A 24,292-nucleotide genomic window follows, 5' to 3' on the forward strand; every position below is an offset into this window, starting at 1 on the left:
CGGCGCTTCCGGATCAACACCCGTCTCGGGCGGCTTTGTCCGGTTTTCGCGATCATGCAGCCAGAGTCCGAATGCGGCAAGAGAATCCCAATGAATATTGGGCATTTACTTCCATTTCCCTGATGCATGGACCCGGCTGGACCCTGACCAGGTCAGACCGGAAGGTTAGGCCAATTGGCCCGCGATGCGCCGCACGTTCGTGGGCCCCTGCTCCACCGCAGCCGCGCGCTCGCGCAGGTATACAAGGATCGGCGCCGCGGTGCGCTCGATCTCTTCATGAATGCCGCGCCGTGCGACTTCGGCATCGTGCTTGCGCAGGCCGCGCATCACCATGTGGTGCGGATGCTGTTTACGTGGATCGTCCAATGCATGGGTCTGCAGCGCCTTCATGAGTGGGCCGCACTGAAGCCAGAGGCTTTCGACGATGCGCTGCAGAATCGGCATGCCTGCAAGCGCATATACAGCCATGTGGAAACGTTCAGATTCGAGCAATTCGCCGGCCGTGTCGCCCGCCTCCTTTAACGCCGCCATGCGCTCGTGGATGGCCGCCAGCTTTTTAATATCATCAGCGCCCGCAAGCTCGGCGGCGCGCGCGGCGGCCTGGCCTTCGAGCATGAGCCGCAGTTCGCGCACCTCGGAGAAGCGTGCCTCGCTCATCACCGGCACGCGCACCGAATGGTGACCCATCTGTTCGAGCGCCTGCTCGGAGATCAGCCGCGCCAGCGCCTCGCGAACCGGAGTTGGGCTGATGCCCATCACCGCCGCGAGATCCCGCAGCTTGAGCTTTTCGCCGGGCGCGAACCTGCCGGCCTTGAGGTCGCGGCACAGCCGGTTGTAGGCCTGTGCGTTGAGGCTATCGCGGGTGATGATGTCTTCCATGGCGGGGAAGACGTGCGGGTAGCACGTCTATTTCAAATAGCCTATATGTTATTTCAATGCGGGTACCGATTTCATCGCCCAGTGAAGGCCGACGGACGCTTTTCGAGAAAGTGAGCCACGCCTTCGCGGAAGTCCTCACTCGCAAAGGAAGCCTGCATCTCCTCGTCGGCGCGGCGCCACGCGGTGTCGAGGTCCTGGAACAGGCTGTCGTACACCTGCCGCTTGATGACGCCGATCGAACGCGGCGACGCGCTCTCGATCATTTCCCGTGCGATGGCCTGGACTTTGGCGAGGAAGTCGTCTGGCGGTAGCGCCTTCACGAGGCCCAGCGCCGCAGCCTCTGACGTGACCAGCGTGCGCGCGGACAACAGTAGGTCGAGCGCGTTCGTCGGCCCAACCAACCGCGGCAACATCCACGAGATTCCGTGCTCCGCGATCAACCCGCGCTTAGCGAATGCGGTGGTCAGCTTTTGACCTTCGGCCATATAGCGGAAATCGCAGAACACGGCCATGCACAGGCCAATGCCGGCGATCGGTCCGTTGATCGCGACGAAGATCGGCTTGCGCACCCGAAGCAGGTAGCTGAACTTCCACGCGTAATTGACTTCAATGCCCGACGGCGGCGCTTCCGCCACTGCGGCGGCAACAGGCTCGCTGACCGCGCCGGCGGCGCCCGCTTCGACGATATCCATGTCCACACCCGCGCAGAAGCCGCGACCTGCACCGGTGACCACGATCGCGCGCACCGTTTCATCGCTCTCTGCCGCATCCACCGCTTGGCGGAACTCGGCCTCCATGCGATGCGTCCAGGCGTTGAGCCGGTCGGGGCGATTCAGAGTGAGCGTGCGAACGCGGCCTTCGGTCGCCACGGTGATGTCCTTGTAGTCCATGCCTTCTCCCCTGTGCTCAGGCTTCGCCGCCGATAGTTACGCCGCCGTCAATCACGATGGTGGTGCCGGTGATGAAGCGCCCCGCATCGGAGCCCAACAGCAGCGCCGCGCCCGCGATATCCTCGGGATCGCCTATCGCGTTGAGCGGGCTCGAAGCCAGCGCCGCCGCGAGCGTCTTCGGGTTGTCCCACAAATCCTTGGCAAAGTCGGTCTTGATCAGCCCCGGCGCGATGCAGTTGGTACGCACGCCCTGCTTGCCCCATTCGAGCGCGAGGTTGCGAGCGAGTTGCATGTCCGCAGCCTTCGAGATCGCATACGCCCCCAGCACGCGCGAGCCAGTGATCCCTGCGATTGAGCTGATGATGACGATCGATCCGCCGCCGCGCTCCGCCATGCCAGGCGCGACGCGGTTCACCAACCACAGGTTGGAGCGGATGTTGACGTCCATTACCTTCGAGAACGCCTCATCAGAGATGCCCGACATCGGCCCGTAGTATGGGTTGACAGCCGCATTGCATACCAGCACATCGACCTGTCCGTAGATTTTCTCGGTCTGGCTGACTAGCGCGAGAACCTCGTCCTTCTTCGAGATGTTGCAGGCGATCGCAGTGGCCTCCAAGCCTTCACTGCGAAGCGCCTCGACGACCGCGAGGCAGGCATCGGCCTTGCGGCTGGTGATAACGACGCGCGCGCCCGCGCGTGCATAGGCGACGGCGATGGCGCGCCCGATCCCGCGCGATGAACCGGTGACGATGGCGGTCTTGCCCTTGAGAGAAAAGGGGTTCATGGGTGCTGGCTCCTTCAAATATGGACGAACTTCGGCGCGCGCTTCTCGACGAAGGCCCGGGCCGCTTCCTGATGGTCATCGGTCATGCCGCAGCGGATGTGGCGAATGGCCTCGTGGTCGAGCGCTTGCCCTAACGTGACGCCCTGCTCGGCGGCATTCAGGTTCGCTTTGATGTGCCCGATCGCGATCGATGGCCCATCGGCAAGCTGACGCGCGAGTGTCGTGGCCTCAGCGTCGAGTTCGGCATCTGGCACCACGCGCGCGGCCAGTCCAAGCGAAAGCGCTTCGTCGGCCTTGACGACCGGAGACAGCAGCGCGAAGGCGCGCGCACGCGGGCCAAGCAGCTGTGTAAGGAACCAGGTGCTGCCGAAATCGCCCGAGAGTCCGACCTTCACGAAGGCCGATGTGAACTTCGCAGTATCGCTCGCCAGCAGCAGGTCGCATGCAAGCGCTAGCGATAGACCCGCGCCGGCCGCGGCGCCGCGCACAACGGCGATGGTCGGCTTGGGCATTTCGCGCAGCAGCCGCGAGCTTTCCATGTGCTCGCGCAACTGCAACGTGCGCGATTCAAGCGTGTGCTGCGTCGCGTCGTCCTCGGCCATAGCCTTCACGTCGCCGCCGGCACAGAAAGCGCGGCCCGCTCCCGTGATTACGACGACGCGCACCTTCGTGTCGACCGCAGCGCGCCGGAGCGCGGCGAGCATCGCTTCGGTCATCGGAACGGTGAGCGCGTTGAGCTGCTCTGGCCGGTTGAGGGTGAGCGTAAGAACCCCCTGCTCTAGATGCTCGATGAGTTCGGTGGCCAAATAGATGTCTCCTGTTGATATGTTGTCTGGAGCGATGGACCGGATCAGAGCGCGCCTTCGGACTCGAGCGCCTCGATCTGGCTGACTTCGTAACCGAGCCATTGCCTGAGCACTTCAGCGTTGTGCTCACCGACCTGCGGCAGTGGGCTGCGAATCGACAGCGGCGTGTCGGACAGATGAATGGTTACACCCTGCATCGGCACCGTGTAGTCTCCGAAGGAGATCTCCGCAATGGCGCCGCGATGATGCAGTTGCGGATTTGCAACCACCTCGTCCACCGTCGCGACCTTGGCGCATGGCACGCCTTCGGCTTCCAGGCGCGACACGATCTCATCGGCGTCGAGCGAAAGCATCCATTCGGCCACGGCACCTTCAACTGCCTCGCGATGCTTGAGACGCGACACCATAGTCTGGAAGCGCGGATCATCGAGCAATGCCGGTTGCTTCATCGCACGGACCGTGCGCGGGAACATGTTGTCGTCGCCGCCCACTATCAGCACATAGCGGCCGTCGCGCGTCGCGAAGGTATTAGACGGCGCGACGAAGCGGTCGCGGCTACCCACGCGCGTCATGGTGGTGCCGAAGAGTTTGTGCTGCGGGATCGCGGTCATCAGCATCGACACTGCGCTCTCGAGCAGTGACACATCCACGAACTGCCCTTTGCCTGAGACGTGACGCGCATGGAGTGCCGAGAGAATGCCGAGCGCTGCGTACATGCCACTGGTGTAGTCGCACATGAAAGAGCCGATCATGGTCGGCGCGCCGTCATCGGGGCCGGTCATGTCCATGAGGCCGCTCATCGCTTGTGCCACGCCATCGAAGCACTGCTTATCGGCGAGCGGCCCGTCCTGCCCGAAACCGGAGATGCGCGCCATCACGAGTCGTGGATTGAGCTCGTGCACTGCATCCCAGCCGAGCCCCATCTTCTCCATCGTTCCGGGGCGGAAGTTCTCGACCAGCACGTCGGCCTGCGCAATTAGTTCGCGCAGCACGTTCAGACCACTTCCGCTGCGTAAGTCGATCGCCAAGCTCTTTTTGTTGCGGTTGACGATGAAAGTGTAAAGGCTCTGTCCGTTGATACCCGGCGCGGCGCGGCGAGCGTACTCGCCCTCGCCCGGCGGTTCAATCTTCACAACCTCCGCTCCCATGTCGCCCAGGATCATGGCGCAGTAGGGCCCAGCAATGAAGCGGGAGAGATCAAGAACACGCAATCCGGTCAGAGAAGTCATGGATCAATGTCTCATTGTGAGTTTTATATTTGTTATATCATATTAAATACAACAACGAGAGGCAATCTGATGTTGAATAAATATCTGCGGCTGCGACAGCTTTGTCTTGTGGCGCGCGAGCTCGCACCGGTGGAGGAAGACCTTTGCGCTGTTTTCGGCGTGCACGTGTGCCACCGCGACCCAGAAGTCGGCCAGTTCGGCCTGCACAACGCGCTCATGCCCTTCGGCACCAGCTTCGTGGAGGTGGTTGCGCCGCTGCGCGAAGGCACCAACGCCGGCCGCTATCTCGAGCGGCGCAAAGGCGACGGCGGCTATATGGTGATCCTAGACAGCGAATCACTGGAGCGCTGGCGCACGCATGTCGACGCGATCGGCGTACGCATCGCGGCACCTCTCGCGGTTGGCGACTACGAGGGATTGCAGCTCCATCCGCGCGACACCGGCGGTGCGCTGCTGGAAGTCAACTCGACGTTGAACGGCGCGGACCTGCAAGGCCCTTACTGGCCCGCAGGTCCGCATTGGCGGGACGCGGTGTCGCAGCAGCGCGTAGAGGGTATCACCGGCGCGGCATTGCAGTCGGTCGATCCCTCGGCGCTGGCAGAGCGCTGGAGCCGCATCCTGCAGCGACCCGCAGAGCGAGACAGCGCGGGCTGGCGCCTGTCGCTCGATCAGGCTACCCTGCGCTTCATCGCGCCGCGCGACGATCGCGGCGAAGGGCTGGCCGGCATTGAGCTGGCGGTGCGCGATGCCAAGGCCATCCGCGGGACGGCCGAGTCCCGTGGGCTCCTCACTGATTCAGACGGCGTCTTCGTCGGCGGCGTCCACTTCGCATTGCATTCAATCAGCTGACAAGAAGACACCCGGGGGAACTGGCAATCGCGCAATAGGATCAGGCGTTTGCCGACGAAGTGAGCGCCTTCACTACTGAGAACCCGCCGCGGGACATCGCACGACGCGTGGAGCACGACCTATCCCTGCACCCAGACGATTTCATTCGTTGGCAGCACATCCGCGGTAGGGCGCGGCTGGCATGTCTACACCTGGCCCGTTGCGCAGGGTTGCTCGGGTTGGTACGCCACTCAGCGCTACCTCTTCGAGACCATCAGCGCGGTGCCGAACTGCCCGACATTTCGACCCGCGCACAGCGGGGATCGATGATCTTCAACTTCGGCAGGAAAACGCAGAAGCAGCGACACCAGTCTCGTCGGCGAGGAGGGTCGAGCCACTCAAGCTAAGCCAAGTTCCTGCTCGATCACGACCAGGTCTAGAACATCGGTATCTCGACATTCGCGCTGCACCGCCTGCACCACATGGCGTCCGAGATTCGGCATCACGGCCGGCCGCTGATCGAAGGCACCGTGTTCCGCGCGAATTTCGCAGAGACCGAAGCGCAACTTTAAGTGGTCGCAGTGTCCACATCGGCGTCGCTCTGGCATCTGCGCTGAAGATCCGCGGCACCGCGATCGGCCAACGGCGCATCACAGAACTGATCTTTGCAGCTGCCGGCCCTGCCAGCCAGGTGCTCGATGCGGCGCAATCGAGCGGCGAAGGCGGCATCGACGCCAACGTACGCAACGCACCGCCCCACTACTTCTGGCGGAGTGCGATGTCGATCTACGGCGGCAGCAACGAGACTCAACGGAACATCGTTGCCCAGCACGTCTTGGGGTTGTCACGCCGCCAAGTCGTCTGCATTCCAGACTGCCACCAATAGAGCGCCTTGATCATCGCATCAAGATGCATTTCGCCGCGCGACAGATTAGCCACGCCATCTGGGAGACACACGACCCGATGCGCGAACAGCTGTTCGACAACACTCATTCTTCGTCAGTCTTGCCCTCGGGCTGGGATTGGTGGGCCGCGAGACATACGACGGCCTCCGAGCAGGCAGGTCCGGGCCGATGTATCGTCAAATGATCGTGGGACGCCGCGACGGCAAACGTATTTCGTTGAAACGCACAACTCTGCACCGAAGGTACGATTGCCCCATACAAGAACTCGAATCTCTAGCTTCTATGAGCCTCCAGTCGTTTCACCTCTCCGCCCTGTTCGACACGCTCGCCGCCTATTCGGAAGGCATCGTTGTGGTCAACGCAGCGACTGAGATCGTCTGGATCAGCGATGCCTACCTGGCAATTCTGCCCAAGCTCTCGATATCCAAGGCATCTCAAGTTATCGGTCGCAAGGTCCAGGACATCATATCGGGTACACGTTTGCACGAAATCGTGAAGTCGGGTGAGCCGATGATGATGGACCTGATGGTCTCGTCGGCTGGTACTTTCCTTGTCAGCCGTATTCCGCTGCGTGATATGAAAGGCCAGATTTCGGGCGCTATGGGCGTTGTATGGCTGACGGATCCATTCGGATCCCTGCGTCCGTTGATGTCCAAGTTCGTGGAGATCAACCAGGAACTGATCGCACGGCGCATACCCTTGAAACGCACGCGTGGTGTCCAATACACCTTGGACGACTATATCGGAGCCAGTCCTGTGGTCCAACAGATGAAGAAGAAGGTCATGCGCTGCGCTCAGTCCAACAGCGCAGTCTTGCTATTGGGCGAAACTGGCGTGGGCAAGGAGATCATCGCGCAGGCTCTCCACGACGCCTCGCCACGAAGCAACGGACCATTCGTTGCGATTAATATGGCCGCAATACCAGAAACCTTGCTGGAGGCCGAGCTCTTCGGTGTGGCGCCTGGTGCCTACACCGGGGCCGACAAACAAGGACGTCGGGGAAAAATCGAACTGGCCAACCACGGAACGTTGTTCCTCGACGAGATTGGCGACATGCCGTTGTCTATTCAAGTCAAACTGTTGCGTGTGCTGCAGGAGCGTGTCTTGGAGCCGTTGGGCTCAAACAAATTGGTGGCAGTCGACGTGCGATTGGTGTCTGCTACTAGCGTCGACCTCGAGAAGAAGATCCGAGCAGGCGCTTTTCGTGCCGACCTTTTCTACCGACTTAGCGCGCTGCCTATTCGGCTGCCGGCACTCCGAGAGCGGACCGAAGATATTCCCGGCATTGCGCATGCGATTCTGCAGAGCATCTGCGAGGCCGATCGAGTGCCAAGCAAGCGCCTCACGCGCGAAGCGCTGAGCAAGCTACAGCGCGGCGCCTGGCCAGGTAACTATCGCCAGATTCGCAACGTACTTGAGTACGCTATCGTCATGTCCGATGGCAACACCGTCGGGCCGCAGCACCTCGATTGGAGTCAGGGCTCAGTGGCACCGGCAGTTGGGAGTCAGGACACAAATAGCGTTTCTAACGCCTCGGTGAGTGCCGACTTGCCGCTGGCAGATCAAGTGCGTGCATTTGAACGTGCGACGATTCAAGCTGCGATCGATGCTGCTGACGGCGACAAGGCGGCCGCCGCACGTCGGCTTGGGATATCACGCGCCTCGCTCTACCAGAAGCTACGCGCTTGAATCAGCCAGCTATCCTCACCGCTGGAGGAACTGGGACACCAGCCTATCTGTGACCCCACTGGCGCGCAATTCCTTGGATAGGGCGTGTTCGCGCGCATAGCCGGCGAGTTGGCTCAGCCCTTCGATGGCCCGCATGCATTGCTTGGTGTATCGGGCAGCCTCCGGCTCCTTGTCAGCGATGGTCCGGGCAATGGCAGCCGTTCTGTCGCGAAGTGAATCCGGGTGCACGATTTCCAGAAACAGGCCGGTATGCGCCAGTTTCTCTGCCTCGATGGGCAGACCTGTCAGCGCCATGTAGTGCACAAGCGCCTTGCCCAGTGCTGCGCGAGCATGGCTAATGCCCCCCAGCACACCGACATCGATCTCAGGTAGCGAAATGCGTGTGCCTGCCGCCGCGATGGCAAAGTCGCAGCACGCAATGATGGATAGGCCAGCACCGGCCACCGCGCCATGTGCCATGCCGATGAGCGGCTTGGGGAAATCGAGTAGCGCGGTATAGAGAGCCTCGCCGAGGTCCGCAGGTCCAAGGTCATCGCTTTGCCAAGCGCGCTGTTGTTCGCGAAGGTCTGCGCCAGCGCAGAAATGTCGCCCCTCACCTCCAAGAACGACGACTCGTGTGCCTGGGTCATCGGCAGCTCGGCGCAAGCCTGCGACCAATTGTTCGATCAACGCGCGTGTCACCACATTGACGGGCGGATTCGTGAGCGTTATCCACTCGATTCCGTCCTGGTTGCTGTCTTGTCGCAGCATCATGAGGTGGCTCCTGCGGGATGTTCTGTCAGCAGATCCCGGTATTGCTGCCTCAGGACCTTCTTGTCGGTCTTTCCGGTACCTGTCTTTGGCATGACCGCGACCTGAATCACTCGGTTGGGCACTTGCCAGGACGCGACATGCGCCTTGACGTATGCGAGTACGGCCTGCTCATCCAGAACGACCCTGGGAACGGCAACCGCCACGAGTACCGGTCGCTCCTGCCACCGAGCGTGCGGCAATCCAATGGCCGCAACATCGGAGATGTCGGGGTGGCCTGCGGCAATACGCTCCAATTCGAGCGAGCTGATCCATTCCCCGCCGGACTTGATCATGTCTTTTTCCCGGTCGACAATTTGCATGTATCCCTCGCCGTCGATGAGGGCGATATCTCCGGTGTCCAACCAACCATCCGTGTCCACCGCGGATTGTTGTTGGTTGAAGTAGCGCTCAATGGCCCAATAGCCCCGAGCTTGCAACCTGCCGCGCACTTCCGATCCCCAGGAGAGCTCTACACCGGCGTCGTCAACGATGCGAAGGTCCACGCCGAATGGCGGACGCCCCTGCTTCAACTTAAGTGTTCGGCGCTCGGCCTCGTCGATGTGCTGGTTGTGATTCTTGAGCTGATTCAGCGTACCGAGCGGGCTCAGCTCCGTCATCCCCCACGAATGCAGTACTTCGATGCCATAGTCTTCCAGCGTATTGATCGCGTGCGCGCTGCACGCAGCACCTCCGATCGAAGCCCGTTGGAGGCCGCGAGGCGCCCGGCCTTGTCTTGCGATTTCGTCCAGCACGCCAATCCACACGGTTGACACTCCGGTTGCGATCGTGACGCCTTGCGTATCCATCGCGCGGAACAACGCAGATCCACTCATATCGGGCCCGGGAAGTACGAGCTTGGCACCTACCATGGGTGCTGCGAAGGGGAACCCCCACGAAGCGACATGGAACATCGGTGCTACAGCCAAGACCGCATCGCGCGCGCCAAGATGAAAGACGTCGGGCGCCACCATTGCGAGGATCATGAGCATGTTCGAACGATGCGAGGTCAACACCCCCTTCGGACGACCGGTTGTGCCCGAGGTGTAGCACAGGGAACTCGCTGTGTCTTCGCTGAACTCGGGCCACACGAACTCCGGCGAGTGCAAACGGATGAAGTCTTCATAGTCCACGTCCTCGATTTCGCCTCCTAGAGCGCGGTCAGTACAGATCCATAGGTTGACGCTTGGGCAGCGATCGCGCACCGCGCCTACCAACGCGGCGAATGCTGGGTCGTAGAACACGATGCGGTCCTGCGCATCGTTAAGGATATAGGCGATTTCGTCTGCATGCAGTCGCGGGTTAACGGTGTGGCACACTGCGCCGATCCCCGTGACTGCAAAATAGACTTCCAGATGGCGATGATCGTTCCAGGCCAGCGTTGCCACACGCTCTCCAAGCCTGATTCCCGAGTCACGCAACGAGTTGGCCAATTGGCAACTGCGCCGATGGATGTCGGTATAGGTCATTGTGGTGGCTGCCCCATAGCGGTCGTACGAAACGACCTCCACTTCACCGTGGAAGCGGTGTGAGTGACGCAATATGCGTGAAAGCAGCAGTTGTCTGTCTTGCATCAGGCCGAGCATGTGCGGTCTCCGTTGAGTGATCAGGTGTTGATTGAAGTGGCGACTGAGCCGATTCGTGCGTGAATCCTCATGGCAAGGCGCCCGTTGGAATGGGCAGTGCTATCTACCGCTTCGATCTCGCAAGCGCCCCACAATGCCCATTGGAAAGTAGTAGACCGAGAGCACAAAGAGTACCCCGAGCCATAACAGCCATCGATCCGGAGACAGCAGTGCAGAAAGCCAAGAGACACCGCTCACTGCCTCGCTGCCCAGGCGCAGCAGATCCTGGAGGTAGCTCTGCGCGATCACGAAGATCACGCTGCCAATCACCGCTCCGTAGATCGTCCCCATGCCGCCGATAACCACGATCAGCAGCACGTCGATCATGATTTCGAAGCTCAGCGAGGTGTCCGGCCCGTTGTAGCGGAGCCAGATCGCAAGCATGGCGCCGGCCAGGGTCGCGAACAGCGCCGATAGCACCGATGCGGTCGTTCGGTACACCACTACTCGGTAGCCGATCGCCTCGGCTCGAAATTCGTTCTCGCGGATGGCCTGCAGCACGCGTCCGAAGGGCGAATTCACGATGCGCAGCAAGGTCAACACCAGCACCGCTGCGAGCACGAAGAGCACGTAGTAGCAAAGCAGCCGGCCGTCGAGTGACACACCGAAGAACGGCTTCTCTGCGAACTCGAAGCTCGGCGAGATCAGCTGGGGCAGCTTAAACGTCAGGCCGTCCTCGCCACCAGTGAAGTCAGACAACTGCGAAGCCAGTGTCTGGAAAGCCGAGGCCACCGCCAGCGTGATCATCGCGAAGAAGATGGCACGCACGCGCAGCGAGAACAGACCGATCGCCAGCGACAGCACCAGCGAGATCAAAAGCGCCATGCCCAACCCGAGCAGCAAGGCTCCCCAGCCGGAACCGAGGCGTGTCGCGGAAATCGCGATGCCGTACGCGCCAATGCCGAAGAACATCGTCTGTGCGAAGCTCACGATGCCGGTGTACCCAAGCAGAAGGTCGAAGCTCGCGACCAGTACGATGAACACCAGCACCTTGGCCGCCACGCTGAGCGCCTTGACACCCGGGAAGATGAACGGCGCAAACGCAAGGCCCATAACCACTGCAAGCAGCAGCGCCGTGAGCACGCGGTTGCGTGGCATATCGTTGGAAAGAAGGCGGGAAATCATGGATCATCCTTTCAACGATTCGCGACCGGATAGACGCCCTGCGGACGCCACAGAAGCGCCGCGACCATCAGGAAGATGCTCGCAAACTGCGTGAGCGTCGGCATAAGGAAACCGGTATAGTTGTTCACCAGGCCAACGAGCAGTGCGCCGATCAGTGCACCGGTCGTCGAACCGAGGCCACCGATGATGATCACGATAAAGATCAGCACGTTGACCTGCGCGCCCATCTGCGGAATCAAGTTCTGCTGGAATAGGCCCCACATCACGCCACCGAGGCCGGCGAGCGCACTGCCCACAACGAACACCCCGATGAACAGCCGGCCGATGCGGTAGCCGAGCGACTCGACCATCTCGCGGTCTTGCACGCCTGCGCGGATCAGCAGGCCGATCTTGGTCCTGCCCAGCGTCCATGCGAGCAGGCCAAAGACGACGATGCCGACGATCACCGCCAGGATGCGGTACTTGCTGATCGCCGATTCGCCGATGAGCAGCGATCCACGCAGTGCATCGGGGAGTGGCAGGGGGATCTGCGCCGGGCCCCAGATCACCTTGATCAGCTCCTCACCGATGATCATCCCTCCCATCGTGATGAGAATCTGCTTCAGGTGCTGGCCGTAGACCGGCCGAACTATGAAGTGCTCGAACGCGAGTCCGATTGCGCCCGCAACGAGCATCGCAACCAGCATTGCTGGGAGGACGGCCGCGAGGTTACGCCACAACTCCTGCGAGCCCGTCCAGTCACTCATTCCGCCAAGTACGGTGCTCGCAACAAAGGCGCCGAGCGCGATGAACACGCCGTGGCCGAAGTTGAGCACATCCATCAGCCCGAAGACCAGCGTAAGGCCCGAGGCGATGATGAAGATGATCATGCCCATCGCAAGACCCGCAATCGTCAGCGTGAGCCAGGTCGATACAGATCCTGTCAACGGCAGTGCGACAAGCGCAAGCACCGGTACAAGCGCCAGCGGCTTCCAGTCGAAATCATTTTTCATAGTGCCAACCCCAGGAGCGATTGCTGCAGGGCTTCATCTGCGGAGAACGCAGCCATGCCGCCGCTGTGCACCACGACGCCGTTGTCCATCACGGCGACCGTGTCGCCCAGCCGTTGCGCAAACTTGATGTTCTGTTCGACGAGCAGGATCGTCACCCCGCTCCGTTTGAGCTCACTGAATGCGTCGATCATGTTGTTGATAATCGAGGGGGCAAGGCCTTTGCTGGGTTCGTCGACGATCAGCAGTTCGCGTGGCTCGACGATCGCACGTGACACCGCGAGCATCTGTTTCTGCCCGCCGGAGAGCTTGCCGGCCGGGTGGTTCCAGAATTTCTCGACCGCTGGGAAGAGCCCGAAAATCCACTTCAGCCGCGTGTCGTCCATCTGGTTGACGTTCTTCGCGGCGCGCGCGGCCAGCAGCATGTTTTCTTTCACGGTCAGATCCGAGAAGATGCCCATGTTCTCGGGCACGTAGGCGATTCCACGCCCGGCGATCTGCGGCGTGCGCATCGCTGTGATGTCGGTGTCGCCGAAGCGCACGATGCCTTTCGACGCGCACCACAGTCCCATGATGGTCCGCAGCGTGGTCGTCTTGCCGGCACCGTTTCGGCCTAGCAGCATCGTAAGCTGGCCCTTGGGCACAGCAAGGTTTACGCCGTGAAGAATGTGATATGCGCCGATGTGCGTGTGCACGCCGCTCAGCTCCAATAGATTGGTAGTGCTCACGAGGCCTCCTTCGCAACGCCGAGATAGGCCTCTTGCACCACTGGCGAGGCGATCACCTCCGACGGTTCACCATCGGCCACGAGCTGGCCGTTATGCAAAACGATGATGCGATCTGCGAGTTCGCGCACTACATCCATCTTGTGCTCGACTAGCAGAATGGTCTTCGTCTTGTCCTTCTTGAGCGCGCGGATCAGGTCTAGGATCACCGGCGCTTCCGCCGCGTTCATCCCAGCGGTCGGTTCGTCGAACATAAACACCTTCGGTTCCAGCGCCATCAACAGCGCGACTTCGAGCTTGCGCTGGTCACCGTGCGGCAGGCTCGCAACGGTGAAGTGCTCCTTGGCTTTGAGTGCCACGTCCGTGAGGATATGGTCGGCGCGCTCGGTCAGCGCGCAATGGTCGCTCCAGATGCTCCAGAGATTCAGCCCGCGCCTATGCGCGCCTTCTCGCGTCGCCTGCACTGCGAGCCGCACGTTTTCCAGCACGGTGAGATTGGGAAACAGGTTCGTGAGCTGGAACGCACGTCCCAGCCCCGCTCGCGTGCGCGCCGAGGCCGGCAATCCCGAGAGCAGTTGCCCATCAAGCATCACCGTGCCCTCGGTTGCCTTGAGCTGACCCGAGATGAGATTGAAGTAGGTGGTCTTGCCGGCCCCATTGGGGCCGACAATGGCAGTCAGCGTGCCAGGCGCAAAAGCGCAACTGACAGCATTGACCGCCACGTGTCCGCCAAAGCGGATCGTGAGGTATTTGGTTTCAAGCATGGAGAGAGGCCGTGCGACCTTCAGCCCCCGAGGGGCCGAAGGCCGCACGAACCGCCGAGGGATTAGCGCTTGTTTTGAATTGGGATATCCATTTCGGACGGCTTGATCTCTCGCACCAGTTCCGGAATACCCCAGGCCACTTCCGAGTCAACTTTGATCTTGAAGTGGTACATGCTCTGCATCGCCTGGTGGTCTTCCTTGCGGAAGGTCATGGTGCCTTTGGGCGTCTCGAAGCTCATGCCTTCCATCGCAGGGATGAGCTTGACGGCACTCGTATCGCCGTCCGTTTTCTTCAGCGCGGTGACGATGGCCATCGCGGCCGAGAAACCACCTGCGGTGAAGAAGTCGGGTGGCGACTTGAATCGCGCAAGGTGCTTTTCGACCAGCCAGGTGTTGGCCGGATTCTTCGGAATGTCGTAGAAATAATAGGTGGCGCCTTCCATGCCAGGAAAGCGCTTGTATTGCGCCATGGCAGGTAGGAAGTTGCCCGTGGAGGAGACCTCGATGCCATACCGCTCCAGTCCGAGATCAGCCACCCTGAACGGATTGCCCGCCCCGGCCCAGAGAATGAAGAGGATCTTGCGCCCCTTGAGATCCTTCATTTTCTCAATGACACGCTGGCCTGCCGCAGTGAAGTCACTCGTAGTGGCCGGAAGGTATTCCTCGTGGACCAGCGATGCTTTCTTGAGAGCACTTTTGAATGCCTTGATGCCATCGCGCCCGAAGGCGTAGTCCTGCGCCAAAGTGGCGATGTGAGTGCCCTGCTGGTCAATCGCGACCATTGCCGCAACTGCGTCCTGTGTACTGTTGCGGCCAGTGCGGAACACGTATTTGTTCCACTTCTCGCCGGTGATCGAATCAGCTACGGCGGGCTCGACGATCAGGACTTTCTTGTATTCCTCGGCAATCGGCAGCATTGCAAGCGTCACCCCGGATGAGGACGCACCAACGGCAATGTTGGCCTGCTCATCTGCGAACGCCTGTTCGAGCAATCGCTTACCGACGTCTGGCTTCCCTTGATCGTCCTTTTCTAGAATTTTTATGTTGCGACCGCCCAGTTTCATGGTGCCGCCGGTCGCGTATTCGAACCCCAGGCGCAGACCATCCTGCGTTTGCTTGCCATAAGACTCCATGATGCCAGTCCGACTGTAGATATGTGCAATGACAAGGTCGGTTCCGGTATCAGCGGCCGTGGCAGCCAACTGAAAGCCTGCAAGGGCAAGACATGTGGCCAGTCGGCCGATCGATTTTTTCAAGATGATTGTCTCCATATCTAGAATATTTAGAGGAACTGCCCTCTAAATATGCATGGATCGTGCCAGTGACGCTGCGCAATAGAAACGGGCACCTAGATGCTTGCAAGTCATCCCCAACTTCTGAAAATCTAGAATTGTGGACACCGCTTTTGCACTCGAATGGAGGGCATGCGTGGGCAGCGGTTAAGCAATCCATCCTGAGGCCGAGCGCCGCCCAGGCGGAGTTATCCCAGGCGCACCGTTCAAGGCGTGACCATGCTGGTCAACCTGTACAGCGCATTTCCAGTTCTGTGCCCTACCGGTCAAAGTCGCATGCCATGACCCGCCAAGGCTTTCGGCTGTCTCCCAAGATCTCGTTGCAGTCCTGGGCGCTCGCGCTGGCCTCCATCCAGGTGTTTGCATTCCTGAGGGTGGGAACAATGGCCGTGGCCTTTCGACCCGGCATGCCTTCGTGACAGGCTTTTGTGCCCTAGATCCCTGCGGAGCTGACCGAGTGCTGGGGCTTCCCAACCGGAGTCTGTGTCGGCAGTTTTGGGAGTCTGGACGCATCACCGATGGCGTTGTTTTTGATCTCGATGGCCCGGATCTGCAGCGCCTGCGTATCGACGCCCAGCTGGACTCTGCGCCTCCGGCGCCAGCAGTCAGCGCCGTGCCTCTTGGTCTTCCATTCACCTTCTGCCAACATCTTCACACCGGCGCTGTGAATCAGCAGGTGCGAACCGGTGCTGCTGGGACGTGTGGTGATGCCGGCGCGCCGGCCTGAACCATGCCGGCGCCCGAATCGCGCCGGCACGGCTCACCCCTTGGTGGCGGCCACGGCCGGGGTCCCTTTGGGATCGTCCCAGCGCGCCCACAACTCAGCGCGCTGGCGCGCGACACCCTCGGCGCTGCGCCCGCGCACGTGGCCGTAGCCGCGGATGCGGTCCGGCAGCTCGGCGATCGAGACGGCAGTGTCGAGCCGTCCGGCATCCAGTTCCGCAAGTAGCCGCTCGACGTCGCGTTCGTAGTCCGCGATGTCGCGCAACGCGTGGCGCCGCTCCTCGTTGCCGCGGAACGGGTCCAACAGGCTGCCGCGCAGGAAACGCAGCTTGGCCAGCACCTTGAACGCCGGCAGCACCCAGCCACCCACCTCGCCCTTGCGGACCTTGCCATCGGCACCCCGCCGCGCGAACGGCCACGCGCCAAGGTGAAAACGCAGCTTGTAGTCGCCTTCGAACTGGGCCTGCAGGTCGCGCTCGAACTGCGGATCCGCGTAGAGACGCGCTACCTCGAACTCGTCCTTGTACGCCAACAGCTTGTGGTAGCCGCGGGCGACGGCCCGGGTAAGACGGTCGCCAGCGCCGAGCCGCGCTTCCGCGGAGGACACCCGGTCGACCAGCGCGGTGTAGCGCGCGGCGTAGGCCTTATCCTGCCAGTCCTCCAGCGCGCGGGCGCGGTGGGCGATCAGCGCCGGCGTCTTGCGTGTCGAGGATGGAACCAGCGTCACGACGTTAGACGGCCGGGCCGCCGCGTCGACCGCTGCCGGGTCGTGCGCCGCCTGCCGGCCCCAGAGAAAGGCGCGCCGGTTCGACTCGACGGCGACGCCATTGAGTTCGATCGCACGGTCCATCGCGGCCCCGCTCACCGGCAGCCAGCCGCGCTGCCAGGCGTAGCCCAGCATGAACATGCCGGCGGCGATCGGCTCGCCGACCAGCGCGGTCGCGAGCGCCGTCGCGTTGACGGGCCGAACCGCTTCGCCGGCCTCGCCCTTCGGGTCGCCGACGGCGGCGCGCACCCGGGCCATCAGGCCGTCAGCGTCGGCCGACCAGTCCGGGTTCTTCGCGAATGCAATGGTCGGTGAGACCTCAGCATTCACCGCCACCCGCGTGCGTCCCGGAGCCATCGTCGCGACCGCCTCTGGGCCGGCGCTGACGACGAGGTCGCAGCCAACCACTACGTCGGCCTCGCCGGCCGCGATGCGGGCCGACTTCAGAGACGCTCGCGAGGCGGCAACCCGGACATGCGACATCACCGCGCCGTACTTCTGGGCCAGGCCGGTAACGTCGAGTGCACTCGCCGCATGACCGTCGAGGTGGGCGGCCATCGCGACGATCGCCCCCAGTGTGACCACGCCGGTGCCACCGATACCGGTAATCAGCACGTTGTAGCCGGTTTCCACCGATGGCAGCACCGGTGCCGGAGGTTCGGCGAGTCGCGCCCCGTCGACACCGCCCTGCGAGCGTCGCGGCCGGCCGCCGTGCACAGTGACGAAGCTGGGGCAGAAGCCCTCGACACAGGACAGATCCTTGTTGCAGGAGGACTGGTTGATACGTCGCTTGCGGCCGAACTCCGTCTCCAGCGGCTCGACCGACAGGCAATTGGAAGCTTCGCCACAGTCTCCGCAACCTTCGCACACCGCGGCGTTGATGAAGGCCTGTTTGGTCGCGTTGGCGACCTTGCCGCGCTTGCGCAGACGGCGCCGCTCGGTGGCGCAGACCTGATCGTAGAACAGCACCGACACGCCGCTCACCTCGCGCAGCTCGCGCTGCACCGCATCGAGCTCGCGGCGATGACGCACGCTCACGTCGGCCGGCAACGCCATCGCCGAGTCGTCGTACTTGTCCGGGTCGTCGGCGACGACGACGATGCGGCCGACACCTTCGGCCTGCAACTCGCGCACCATCTGCGGCACGGTGAGCTCGCCTTCGATGGGCTGGCCGCCGGTCATAGAGACAAAGCCGTTGACGAGGATCTTGTACGTGATCGTCGTCTTCGACGCAACCGCCTGCCGGATCGCGAGGAAGCCGGAGTGGAAGTAGGTGCCGTCGCCCATGTTGGCGAAGATGTGCTTCTCGTCGGTGAACGGTGCCTGACCCATCCACAGGATGCCCTCTGCGCCCATGTGACCTATGGTACCGTAGGGATCAAGGCCGGTCAGCGCCACCATGCCGTGGCAACCAATGCCGGCGATCGCGCGGCTGCCCTCGGGCAGGCGCGTCGACGTGCTGTGCGGGCAGCCAGAGCAGAAGGTGGCCTTGCGCAATACCGACGGCGCGGTGGTACTGGACGGGTTGCCCGGCCGCTCGTAGGGCAGACCCAGCAGGGCCGCGAGTTGTTCCGCAATTACCGGCGGTGACAGCTCGCCGATTGAGGCCAGCACCTCCTCACCGCGACGCGGAGACCATTCGTTGGCCCCATCGTACTTGCCGACGACCCGCGGCTTGCGGGCCATCGGAGCGTCGTAGAGGATGGACTTCAGCTGCGACTCGATCAGTGCGCGTTTCTCCTCGACGACGAGGACTGTCTCTAGTCCGTCGGCGAAAGCCTCGACGGCCTCCGGATCCAGCGGCCAAACCAGGCCGATTTTCAGCACCCGCAGACCGGCGGCTTCCGCCCGGCCGTCCTCGTCCAGGCCGAGCAGCCGCATTGCTTGGCGCAGGTCGGCGTAGGCCTTGCCGGCCGCAACGATGCCAACGCGGGCGCCCGCGCCCGCCTCGACCACCACGCGATCGATTCGGTTCGTGCGAGCATAGGCGTGCACCGCGTGCAACTTGTGCCGGTACAGGCGCGCTTCCTGTACAAGCGGCACGATGTCGTTGCCGCGAATGTTCAAGTCCTCGGCCGGCGGCTCGGGCAGGCGGATCGCCGGCAGGGCGTCCCCCACCTCGACCGAGCCGGAACTCTCGACCACGTCGGTCACCGACTTCAAGCCGACCCAGCAGCCCGAATAGCGACTCATCGCGATGCCGTGCAGGCCGAAGTCGAGGATGTCCTGCACATCCGATGGGTAGAGAACTGGGATGCCGGCGGCGATCAGCGCCTGGTCCGATTGGTGGGCCGTGGTCGACGACTTCGACGCGTGGTCGTCGCCAGCCACCGCCAGCACGCCGCCCCAACGATTGGCGCCAGCCAGATTGGCGTGTTTGAAGGCGTCGCCGCTGCGATCCACGCCGGGACCCTTGCCGTACCAGATGCCAAACACGCCGTCGTAACGCGCGCCCGGGGCGGTGCCCACGTACTGCGAGCCCCACAACGCGGTAGCAGCCAAGTCCTCGTTGATGCCGGGCTGGAAACGGACGTGGTGCGTCTTCAGCAGTTCAGCGTTGTTCCACAGCTCAATGTCAAAGCGACCGAGCGGCGAGCCGCGGTAGCCCGAAACGTAGCCGGCGGTATTCACGCCGGCCAGTTCGTCGCGCCGGCGCTGCTGCAGCGGCAGCCGCACCAGGGCCTGCGTGCCCGACAGGAAGACGGTGCCTTCGCGTTGCAGGTACTTGTCGTCAAGTGCGACCTGGAGCAGGTCGTGATCAGGGGTCCGAGCGTTCACCAGTGTCTCCGTCAGGCGCCTAGGTTCACCGCACCAGAGGCGGCCAGATCGTCGATCGCCGTGTCGGCGTAGCCCGCGTCGCGCAGCACAGCGCGGGTGTCCGCGCCTAGGGTTCGCGGCATGTGCCGTAGCGGCGGCGGCTCACCGTCGTAGCGGACCGGGTGGGCCAGCACGGTCGCGCTCGCATCACCCACTCGGAACTCCTGGAAGCAGCGGTTGTGCAGCACCTGCGGGTCGCTGCGGATCGCATCGTAGTCTTGCACGCGGGCATACCACAGGGCGTGCGGCGCCAGCGCCTGGTCCAGGCGCGCATAGGTCCAGCCGGCCAGTTCCTCGCCCAGCACCCGCATGAATTCGTCGCGGTTCGCCATGCGGTCGGCCGCGAGCGGCTGCAGCGCCGGCACTCCGATAGCCGCTGCGAAACGCTCGATGTCACCGCCTAGGCTGATCACCGCATGGCCGTCGGCCAGCGCGAAGATGCCATAGGGTGCCGGCAGGAACCATGAGGCGAGCCGCGGATCGCGGTGCATGCGCTCGGACGTGCGGCGGCCTGAGTAATAGGCAGCCATCGACTCGCACTGCAGATCAAGGCCCGCGTTGAGCAGGTTGGACTCGATGCGGGTGCCCTGCCCCGTATTCAGCTTCTTCACGTAGGCCGCGGCGATGGCCATCGCCATCAGCGCCGCGCCGTGTTGGTCCACGATAGGCACGCCGGGCACGGTGGGCTGCGAGGCCAGATTGCCGGTCACCGAGATCAACCCGCAACGGGCCTGCACCAGCAGGTCCTGGCCGGGCGCATCGCCCATCGGGCCGGAGGATCCCCAACCCGACGCCGACGCGTAGATGATGCCGGGCTGCACCGCCTTCACCGCCTCGTAACCGAAGCCAAGGCGGTCGAGCACGCCACCGCGGTAGTTCTCGAGCAGCACGTCGGCGTCGCGCAGCAGCGCATGGACGATCTCCTTCGCCTGTGGCGACTTCAGGTCCAGCGAGATCGAGCGCACGTTGCGGTTCACCGAGAAGAAGGTGGCGCTGAGGCCTTCGACGAACACGTCGTCCGCCCCGTAGGCGCGCTCGAACGCGCCCTGTAGCGGTTCGACCTTGATCACGTCTGCGCCCATGTCGGCGAGGTACTGACCGGCCGCCGGTCCCTGCACGAAATGGGTAAAGCTCAGCACCCGCATGCCGGTGAGCAGACCCGGCCCTGTGTCAGCGGCGCTCACAGGACCTGCCGCCCGTTCTTCAGCATCGCCCGCGCGATCACACTGCGGTGGATGTCGGAGGCGCCATCGAAGATGCGGTAGACGCGGGCGTCTCGGTACATCTGCTCGATCGGCATCTCGCGGCAATAGCCCATGCCGCCGAAGATCTGCACCGCCTTGTCGGCCACGCGGCCGAGCGTCTCCGAGGCGTAGTATTTCACCATCGAGACCTTCTCGCGCGGGTCCAGCCCCTGATCGACCTCCCAGGCCGCGTTGAGCACCATCAGCCGGGCCGCGTAGATCTCGGTGGCCATGTCGGCCAGCATCGCCTGCACCATCTGAAATTCACCTATCTTCTGGCCGAACTGGCTTCGCTCGCTCGCGTAGTCGATGCACATCTGCATCAGCTTGCGCGCCATGCCGACCGAGCGGCCGCCGACCATGCCAAGCCGAACGCGATTGAGCGTCGACAGCGCCTGAAACAGGCCTGAGCCCTCAGGCCCGAGCATCTGGCTGGCCGGCAGCCGCACGTTGTCGAGGATCAGCTCAAAATGGTTGGTAGCGCGCAGGCCCATCATGTACTGCAGGCGGCCAAGCTTGAAGCCTGGCGTGTCCTTGTCGACCAGGAAGGCGCTGATGCCCTTGGCGCCTTTGGTCGGGTCGGTGACCGCGGTGATGATGAAGGCGTCCGCGACGTCGGCATCGCTGATGAAGTGCTTGGAGCCGTCCAGCACCCAGTCGCCGCCAGATGCGCGGGCGCGGGTCTTGATGCCGGCGGCGTCGGATCCGGCGTTCGGCTCGGTCATGCCGAGGGCGACGTTGATGTCGCCGGCCACCGCCGGCAGTAGGTACTTCTCGCGCTGCTCGCCCTGGCAATTCAGCAGCGACATTGGAATCGCGCCGAAGGCGCGACGTACCAAAGCGTCCTTGGTGAAGCCGAATTCCTCCTCGCACAGGCACATGTCAACGGCGCTCAGGCCGCCGCCGCCAACATCCTCCGGCATGCCGAGTGCGAACAAGCCGATCGCTTTAGCCTTGTCGCGCAGTTCCCGAGCGAGTTCGGGCCTCACCACCTCGGTGGCCTCCACCTCTTCCTCATGCGGCTTCAACTCCGTCTGGATGAAGCGGCGCAGCGAGTCGAGGATCATCTGGGTCTCGGTCGGGATGGAAAAGTCGATCATTTAGGTTGTCTCCGTTCGTAATTCAGACCCGGTCAAAGACCGAGGTGTCCAGGCGGTCGCCGAAGGCCGGCGGCCGTTTTTCGATGAAGGCGGTCACGCCTTCGGTGAAGCTGCTAGTGCGCGATAGGGCCTCGCTCAGCCGCAGTGAGTTCTCGATGGCGGCTTCTTCTGGTAAGTCCCCCGCGTCGCGCAGGGCGCGCTTGCAGGCAAACATGGCTTGCGCCGGGCCGCGGGCCATCCGGCCCGCCAGCGCCTGCGCCTCGTCCAGCACGTGGCCCGGAGCCGCGATGCGGTTGATCAACCCCCAGGCCAGCGCCTGCTCAGCACCGATCGGGTCGCCGAGCAACATCAATTCGGCGGCCCGCCCCACACCGATACGGCGCGTGACGCGCACTGTCCCGCCGCTGCCAGGGAAGCCGCCAAGCTTCACCTCCGGCAGTCCGAGCTTTGCGTCGGCCGACGCGACGATAAGGTCGCAGCCGCTGGCCAGCTCGAGCCCGCCTCCGAGCGCCAACCGTTCGATCGCAGCCACAGTCGGCTTAGGGAAGTGCGCGACCTGGCCGTAAACGGCGTTCTCGGTCGCCAGCTTGCGCGAGACGATGCCGCCCTCGGCGACCAGGCCAGGGAACTCCTTGATGTCAGAGCCGCAGCAAAAGGCGCGGCCACCGGCACCGGTCAGCACGATGGCGCCAACCTCGGGATCAACGGCCAGGCGGTCGAGCACGGCGCCCAGTTCGCGGGTCATGCCCAGCGTGACGGCGTTCAGCGGCGGGTTGGTCAAGGTCAGCGTCGCGACCCGGTCGCGGATGTCGACGCTAAGGAATGTCGTGCTCATGCTTGGGCTCATGCGGTCCTATGCGGGGGACCTGTTCGGTCCTGTCGTAGAGTCTTAAGTTTGCCAAATACTGACTTGCACGTCAATAAGTATTCTGTCAAAATTCCTACGCTCGGACAGCCTCTACCGCTGACGGGTTTTGGGCCCGCCCTATCCACATCCAGAACGAAGGAATGAATCCATGGCCGCGATCGTCATCGCCCGTGTCACCGTCACCGACCCCGTCAAGTACGAGGCATACAAGCCGCTGGCCAAGGCGGCGATCGAGAAATTCGGCGGCCGATACCTGGTCCGCGGCGCGGAACCAGTCACGCTGGAAGGCACGCCCGAGACGGCGCGCCACGTGGTGGTGGAGTTCGATTCGATTGACACCGCCCGCCGCTTCTACGAGTCGCCGGAATACCGCCTCGCCCGCGAGGCGCGCGCTGGGGCCGCTATTGCCACCATCACCACGCTGCAGGGCGTTTGAACAACCACTCCCAGGAGACGAACCATGTCACGCATCCCCTACGACTGCACCGGCGTCATCCCCGCCAGCCTGCTGCCCTTTGACACCGAGCTGCGCATCGACGAGGCCAACTACCGCAAACACCTTCGCGACATCGCCGCAGTGCGCGGCGTGGCGGCGATCACCGTCAACGGCCACGCCTCCGAGGTGTCGTCCTGCAACTTCGACGAGCAGGAACGCGTGCTCGAACTGTCGGTCGAGGAGGTCGGCGACCGGCTCCCGCTGGTCAACGGCATCTACGCCGACAGCGCGACCGAGGCGGTGCGCCTGGCCCGCATGGCCGATCGGCGCGGTGCCTCGGCGCTGCTTGTCTTCCCGTCGAATCTGTTGGTCCTCGGACAGCGGCCCGACATGGTGGTGGACCACTACCGCCGCATCGCCGACGCGACAGACCTGCCGCTGATCATCTTCCAGTTCCCGGTCAGCCTGCCGCTGGCCCACAGCCACGACCTGCTGGCGCGGCTGATCGCCGAGATCCCGACCATCCGCGCGATGAAGGACGGCTGCGGCGACCCGGCACGCAGCGAGCTGACGGTGCGCGAGCTGCAAACCGACCGCTTCGCGGTGCTCAGCACCCACAGCGCCTGGCTGCTGCAGTCGCTGGTGACGGGTTGCAAGGGTCTTCTGTCGGGGGCCGGCAGCACCATTGCCGACCTGCAGGTCGCGCTGTTTGAGGCGGTCCGCGACGACGACCTCGCCACGGCCAAGGCGACGGCCGCACGCATCTACCACACGACTCAGGCCTTCTACGGCCCGCCGGCGGTGGACATGCACAACCGGATGAAGGAAGCGCAGGTTCTGCTCGGTCGCTTGCCCTGCGCCGCGGTCCGCCCTCCGCTGCAGAAACTACCGGCTGCAGAGATCGACCGTATCCGCCGCCACCTCGAAGCGGCCGGGGTCACCCGCTGACCTGCGACAGGTCGGCGTGGTGTACTAACATTGCACCATTAAACAAGATTGGCGAGCTCGTCGACAAT

23 protein-coding genes are annotated in these 24,292 nt (G+C 63.1%); 5 read left to right on the forward strand and 18 right to left on the reverse strand.

All coding sequences use genetic code 11. The features are described 5' to 3' along the window. Positions 1 to 165: 165 nt before the first annotated feature. From ACQ4MJ_RS26440 to ACQ4MJ_RS26460, 5 genes are all read right to left on the reverse strand, one after another. A complete protein-coding gene (locus ACQ4MJ_RS26440) occupies positions 166 to 879 on the reverse strand; it encodes a GntR family transcriptional regulator (protein ID WP_431153208.1) in 714 nt (237 codons plus the stop codon). A gap of 71 nt (positions 880 to 950) precedes the next feature. Further along, positions 951 to 1,769, reverse strand: a complete 819-nt coding sequence (locus ACQ4MJ_RS26445) for an enoyl-CoA hydratase-related protein (RefSeq protein WP_431153209.1) — start codon at positions 1,767 to 1,769, stop codon at positions 951 to 953. A gap of 16 nt (positions 1,770 to 1,785) precedes the next feature. Continuing rightward, entirely contained in the window at positions 1,786 to 2,556 is a 771-nt protein-coding gene (locus ACQ4MJ_RS26450) for an SDR family NAD(P)-dependent oxidoreductase (protein ID WP_431153210.1), read from the reverse strand. Between the two features lie 14 nt (positions 2,557 to 2,570). After that, positions 2,571 to 3,362: an enoyl-CoA hydratase-related protein gene (locus ACQ4MJ_RS26455; protein WP_431153211.1), complete on the reverse strand. Its 792-nt coding sequence runs from the start codon at positions 3,360 to 3,362 to the stop codon at positions 2,571 to 2,573. 44 nt (positions 3,363 to 3,406) lie between these two features. Next, positions 3,407 to 4,591, reverse strand: a complete 1,185-nt coding sequence (locus tag ACQ4MJ_RS26460) for a CaiB/BaiF CoA transferase family protein (RefSeq protein WP_431153212.1) — start codon at positions 4,589 to 4,591, stop codon at positions 3,407 to 3,409. A 69-nt stretch (positions 4,592 to 4,660) separates the two neighbouring features. Here ACQ4MJ_RS26460 and ACQ4MJ_RS26465 point away from each other — a divergent pair, with 69 nt between their 5' ends. Beyond that, positions 4,661 to 5,440 carry a VOC family protein gene (locus ACQ4MJ_RS26465; protein ID WP_431153213.1) on the forward strand — a complete coding sequence of 260 codons (780 nt, stop codon included), beginning with the start codon at positions 4,661 to 4,663 and terminating at the stop codon, positions 5,438 to 5,440. 377 nt (positions 5,441 to 5,817) lie between these two features. Here the strand turns inward: ACQ4MJ_RS26465 and ACQ4MJ_RS26470 are convergent, their stop codons facing one another. Then, complete coding sequence (locus ACQ4MJ_RS26470) at positions 5,818 to 5,985, reverse strand: hypothetical protein (RefSeq protein WP_431153214.1); 168 nt, start codon at positions 5,983 to 5,985, stop codon at positions 5,818 to 5,820. Positions 5,986 to 6,226: 241 nt separating this feature from the next. Continuing rightward, positions 6,227 to 6,412 carry a hypothetical protein gene (locus ACQ4MJ_RS26475; protein WP_431153215.1) on the reverse strand — a complete coding sequence of 62 codons (186 nt, stop codon included), beginning with the start codon at positions 6,410 to 6,412 and terminating at the stop codon, positions 6,227 to 6,229. A gap of 80 nt (positions 6,413 to 6,492) precedes the next feature. Here ACQ4MJ_RS26475 and ACQ4MJ_RS26480 point away from each other — a divergent pair, with 80 nt between their 5' ends. Beyond that, the gene (locus ACQ4MJ_RS26480) at positions 6,493 to 8,013 is read left to right on the forward strand and encodes a sigma-54 interaction domain-containing protein (RefSeq protein ID WP_431153216.1); all 1,521 of its coding nucleotides are present in this window, start codon (positions 6,493 to 6,495) and stop codon (positions 8,011 to 8,013) included. Between the two features lie 15 nt (positions 8,014 to 8,028). On the opposite strand, the gene ACQ4MJ_RS26485 is transcribed toward ACQ4MJ_RS26480, so the two are convergent. From ACQ4MJ_RS26485 to ACQ4MJ_RS26515, 7 genes are all read right to left on the reverse strand, one after another. Beyond that, a complete protein-coding gene (locus tag ACQ4MJ_RS26485; RefSeq protein WP_431153217.1) occupies positions 8,029 to 8,766 on the reverse strand; it encodes an enoyl-CoA hydratase/isomerase family protein in 738 nt (245 codons plus the stop codon). Next, a complete protein-coding gene (locus ACQ4MJ_RS26490; RefSeq protein ID WP_431153218.1) occupies positions 8,763 to 10,388 on the reverse strand; it encodes a long-chain fatty acid--CoA ligase in 1,626 nt (541 codons plus the stop codon). Before ACQ4MJ_RS26490 ends, ACQ4MJ_RS26485 begins: the two co-directional genes overlap by 4 nt. Positions 10,389 to 10,487: 99 nt before the next feature. Further along, on the reverse strand, positions 10,488 to 11,552 hold the full coding sequence (locus ACQ4MJ_RS26495; protein WP_431153219.1) for a branched-chain amino acid ABC transporter permease: 1,065 nt from the start codon (positions 11,550 to 11,552) through the stop codon (positions 10,488 to 10,490). 11 nt (positions 11,553 to 11,563) lie between these two features. Next, on the reverse strand, positions 11,564 to 12,544 hold the full coding sequence (locus ACQ4MJ_RS26500; protein ID WP_431153220.1) for a branched-chain amino acid ABC transporter permease: 981 nt from the start codon (positions 12,542 to 12,544) through the stop codon (positions 11,564 to 11,566). Further along, entirely contained in the window at positions 12,541 to 13,269 is a 729-nt protein-coding gene (locus ACQ4MJ_RS26505) for an ABC transporter ATP-binding protein (protein WP_431153221.1), read from the reverse strand. The genes ACQ4MJ_RS26500 and ACQ4MJ_RS26505 overlap by 4 nt, the downstream gene beginning before the upstream one ends. After that, complete coding sequence (locus tag ACQ4MJ_RS26510; RefSeq protein ID WP_431153222.1) at positions 13,266 to 14,030, reverse strand: ABC transporter ATP-binding protein; 765 nt, start codon at positions 14,028 to 14,030, stop codon at positions 13,266 to 13,268. The genes ACQ4MJ_RS26505 and ACQ4MJ_RS26510 overlap by 4 nt, the downstream gene beginning before the upstream one ends. 62 nt (positions 14,031 to 14,092) lie before the next feature. Next, on the reverse strand, positions 14,093 to 15,301 hold the full coding sequence (locus ACQ4MJ_RS26515) for a substrate-binding domain-containing protein (RefSeq protein WP_431153223.1): 1,209 nt from the start codon (positions 15,299 to 15,301) through the stop codon (positions 14,093 to 14,095). 302 nt (positions 15,302 to 15,603) lie between these two features. Here ACQ4MJ_RS26515 and ACQ4MJ_RS26520 point away from each other — a divergent pair, with 302 nt between their 5' ends. Then, complete coding sequence (locus tag ACQ4MJ_RS26520) at positions 15,604 to 15,741, forward strand: hypothetical protein (RefSeq protein WP_431153224.1); 138 nt, start codon at positions 15,604 to 15,606, stop codon at positions 15,739 to 15,741. Positions 15,742 to 16,082: 341 nt separating this feature from the next. On the opposite strand, the gene ACQ4MJ_RS26525 is transcribed toward ACQ4MJ_RS26520, so the two are convergent. From ACQ4MJ_RS26525 to ACQ4MJ_RS26540, 4 genes are read right to left on the reverse strand one after another with little or no spacing between them, the layout of a single operon-like run. Beyond that, on the reverse strand, positions 16,083 to 19,589 hold the full coding sequence (locus ACQ4MJ_RS26525) for an indolepyruvate ferredoxin oxidoreductase family protein (protein WP_431153225.1): 3,507 nt from the start codon (positions 19,587 to 19,589) through the stop codon (positions 16,083 to 16,085). A gap of 11 nt (positions 19,590 to 19,600) precedes the next feature. Continuing rightward, positions 19,601 to 20,812 carry a CaiB/BaiF CoA transferase family protein gene (locus ACQ4MJ_RS26530; RefSeq protein WP_431153226.1) on the reverse strand — a complete coding sequence of 404 codons (1,212 nt, stop codon included), beginning with the start codon at positions 20,810 to 20,812 and terminating at the stop codon, positions 19,601 to 19,603. After that, the gene (locus ACQ4MJ_RS26535) at positions 20,809 to 21,972 is read right to left on the reverse strand and encodes an acyl-CoA dehydrogenase family protein (RefSeq protein WP_431153227.1); all 1,164 of its coding nucleotides are present in this window, start codon (positions 21,970 to 21,972) and stop codon (positions 20,809 to 20,811) included. The genes ACQ4MJ_RS26530 and ACQ4MJ_RS26535 overlap by 4 nt, the downstream gene beginning before the upstream one ends. A gap of 22 nt (positions 21,973 to 21,994) precedes the next feature. Then, positions 21,995 to 22,807, reverse strand: a complete 813-nt coding sequence (locus tag ACQ4MJ_RS26540) for an enoyl-CoA hydratase/isomerase family protein (RefSeq protein ID WP_431153228.1) — start codon at positions 22,805 to 22,807, stop codon at positions 21,995 to 21,997. 181 nt (positions 22,808 to 22,988) lie between these two features. Between ACQ4MJ_RS26540 and ACQ4MJ_RS26545 the strand changes: the two genes are divergently transcribed. Together ACQ4MJ_RS26545 and ACQ4MJ_RS26550 are read left to right on the forward strand one after the other, a co-directional pair. Beyond that, positions 22,989 to 23,276 carry a DUF1330 domain-containing protein gene (locus ACQ4MJ_RS26545; protein WP_431153229.1) on the forward strand — a complete coding sequence of 96 codons (288 nt, stop codon included), beginning with the start codon at positions 22,989 to 22,991 and terminating at the stop codon, positions 23,274 to 23,276. A 24-nt stretch (positions 23,277 to 23,300) separates the two neighbouring features. Next, positions 23,301 to 24,224, forward strand: coding sequence for a dihydrodipicolinate synthase family protein (locus ACQ4MJ_RS26550; protein WP_431153230.1), 924 nt, complete (start codon positions 23,301 to 23,303; stop codon positions 24,222 to 24,224). Positions 24,225 to 24,292: the final 68 nt, after the last annotated feature.

It is taken from the genome of Acidovorax facilis, assembly GCF_050626955.1.
In the GTDB taxonomy this organism is placed as follows: Bacteria; Pseudomonadota; Gammaproteobacteria; order Burkholderiales; family Burkholderiaceae_C; genus Acidovorax; species Acidovorax facilis.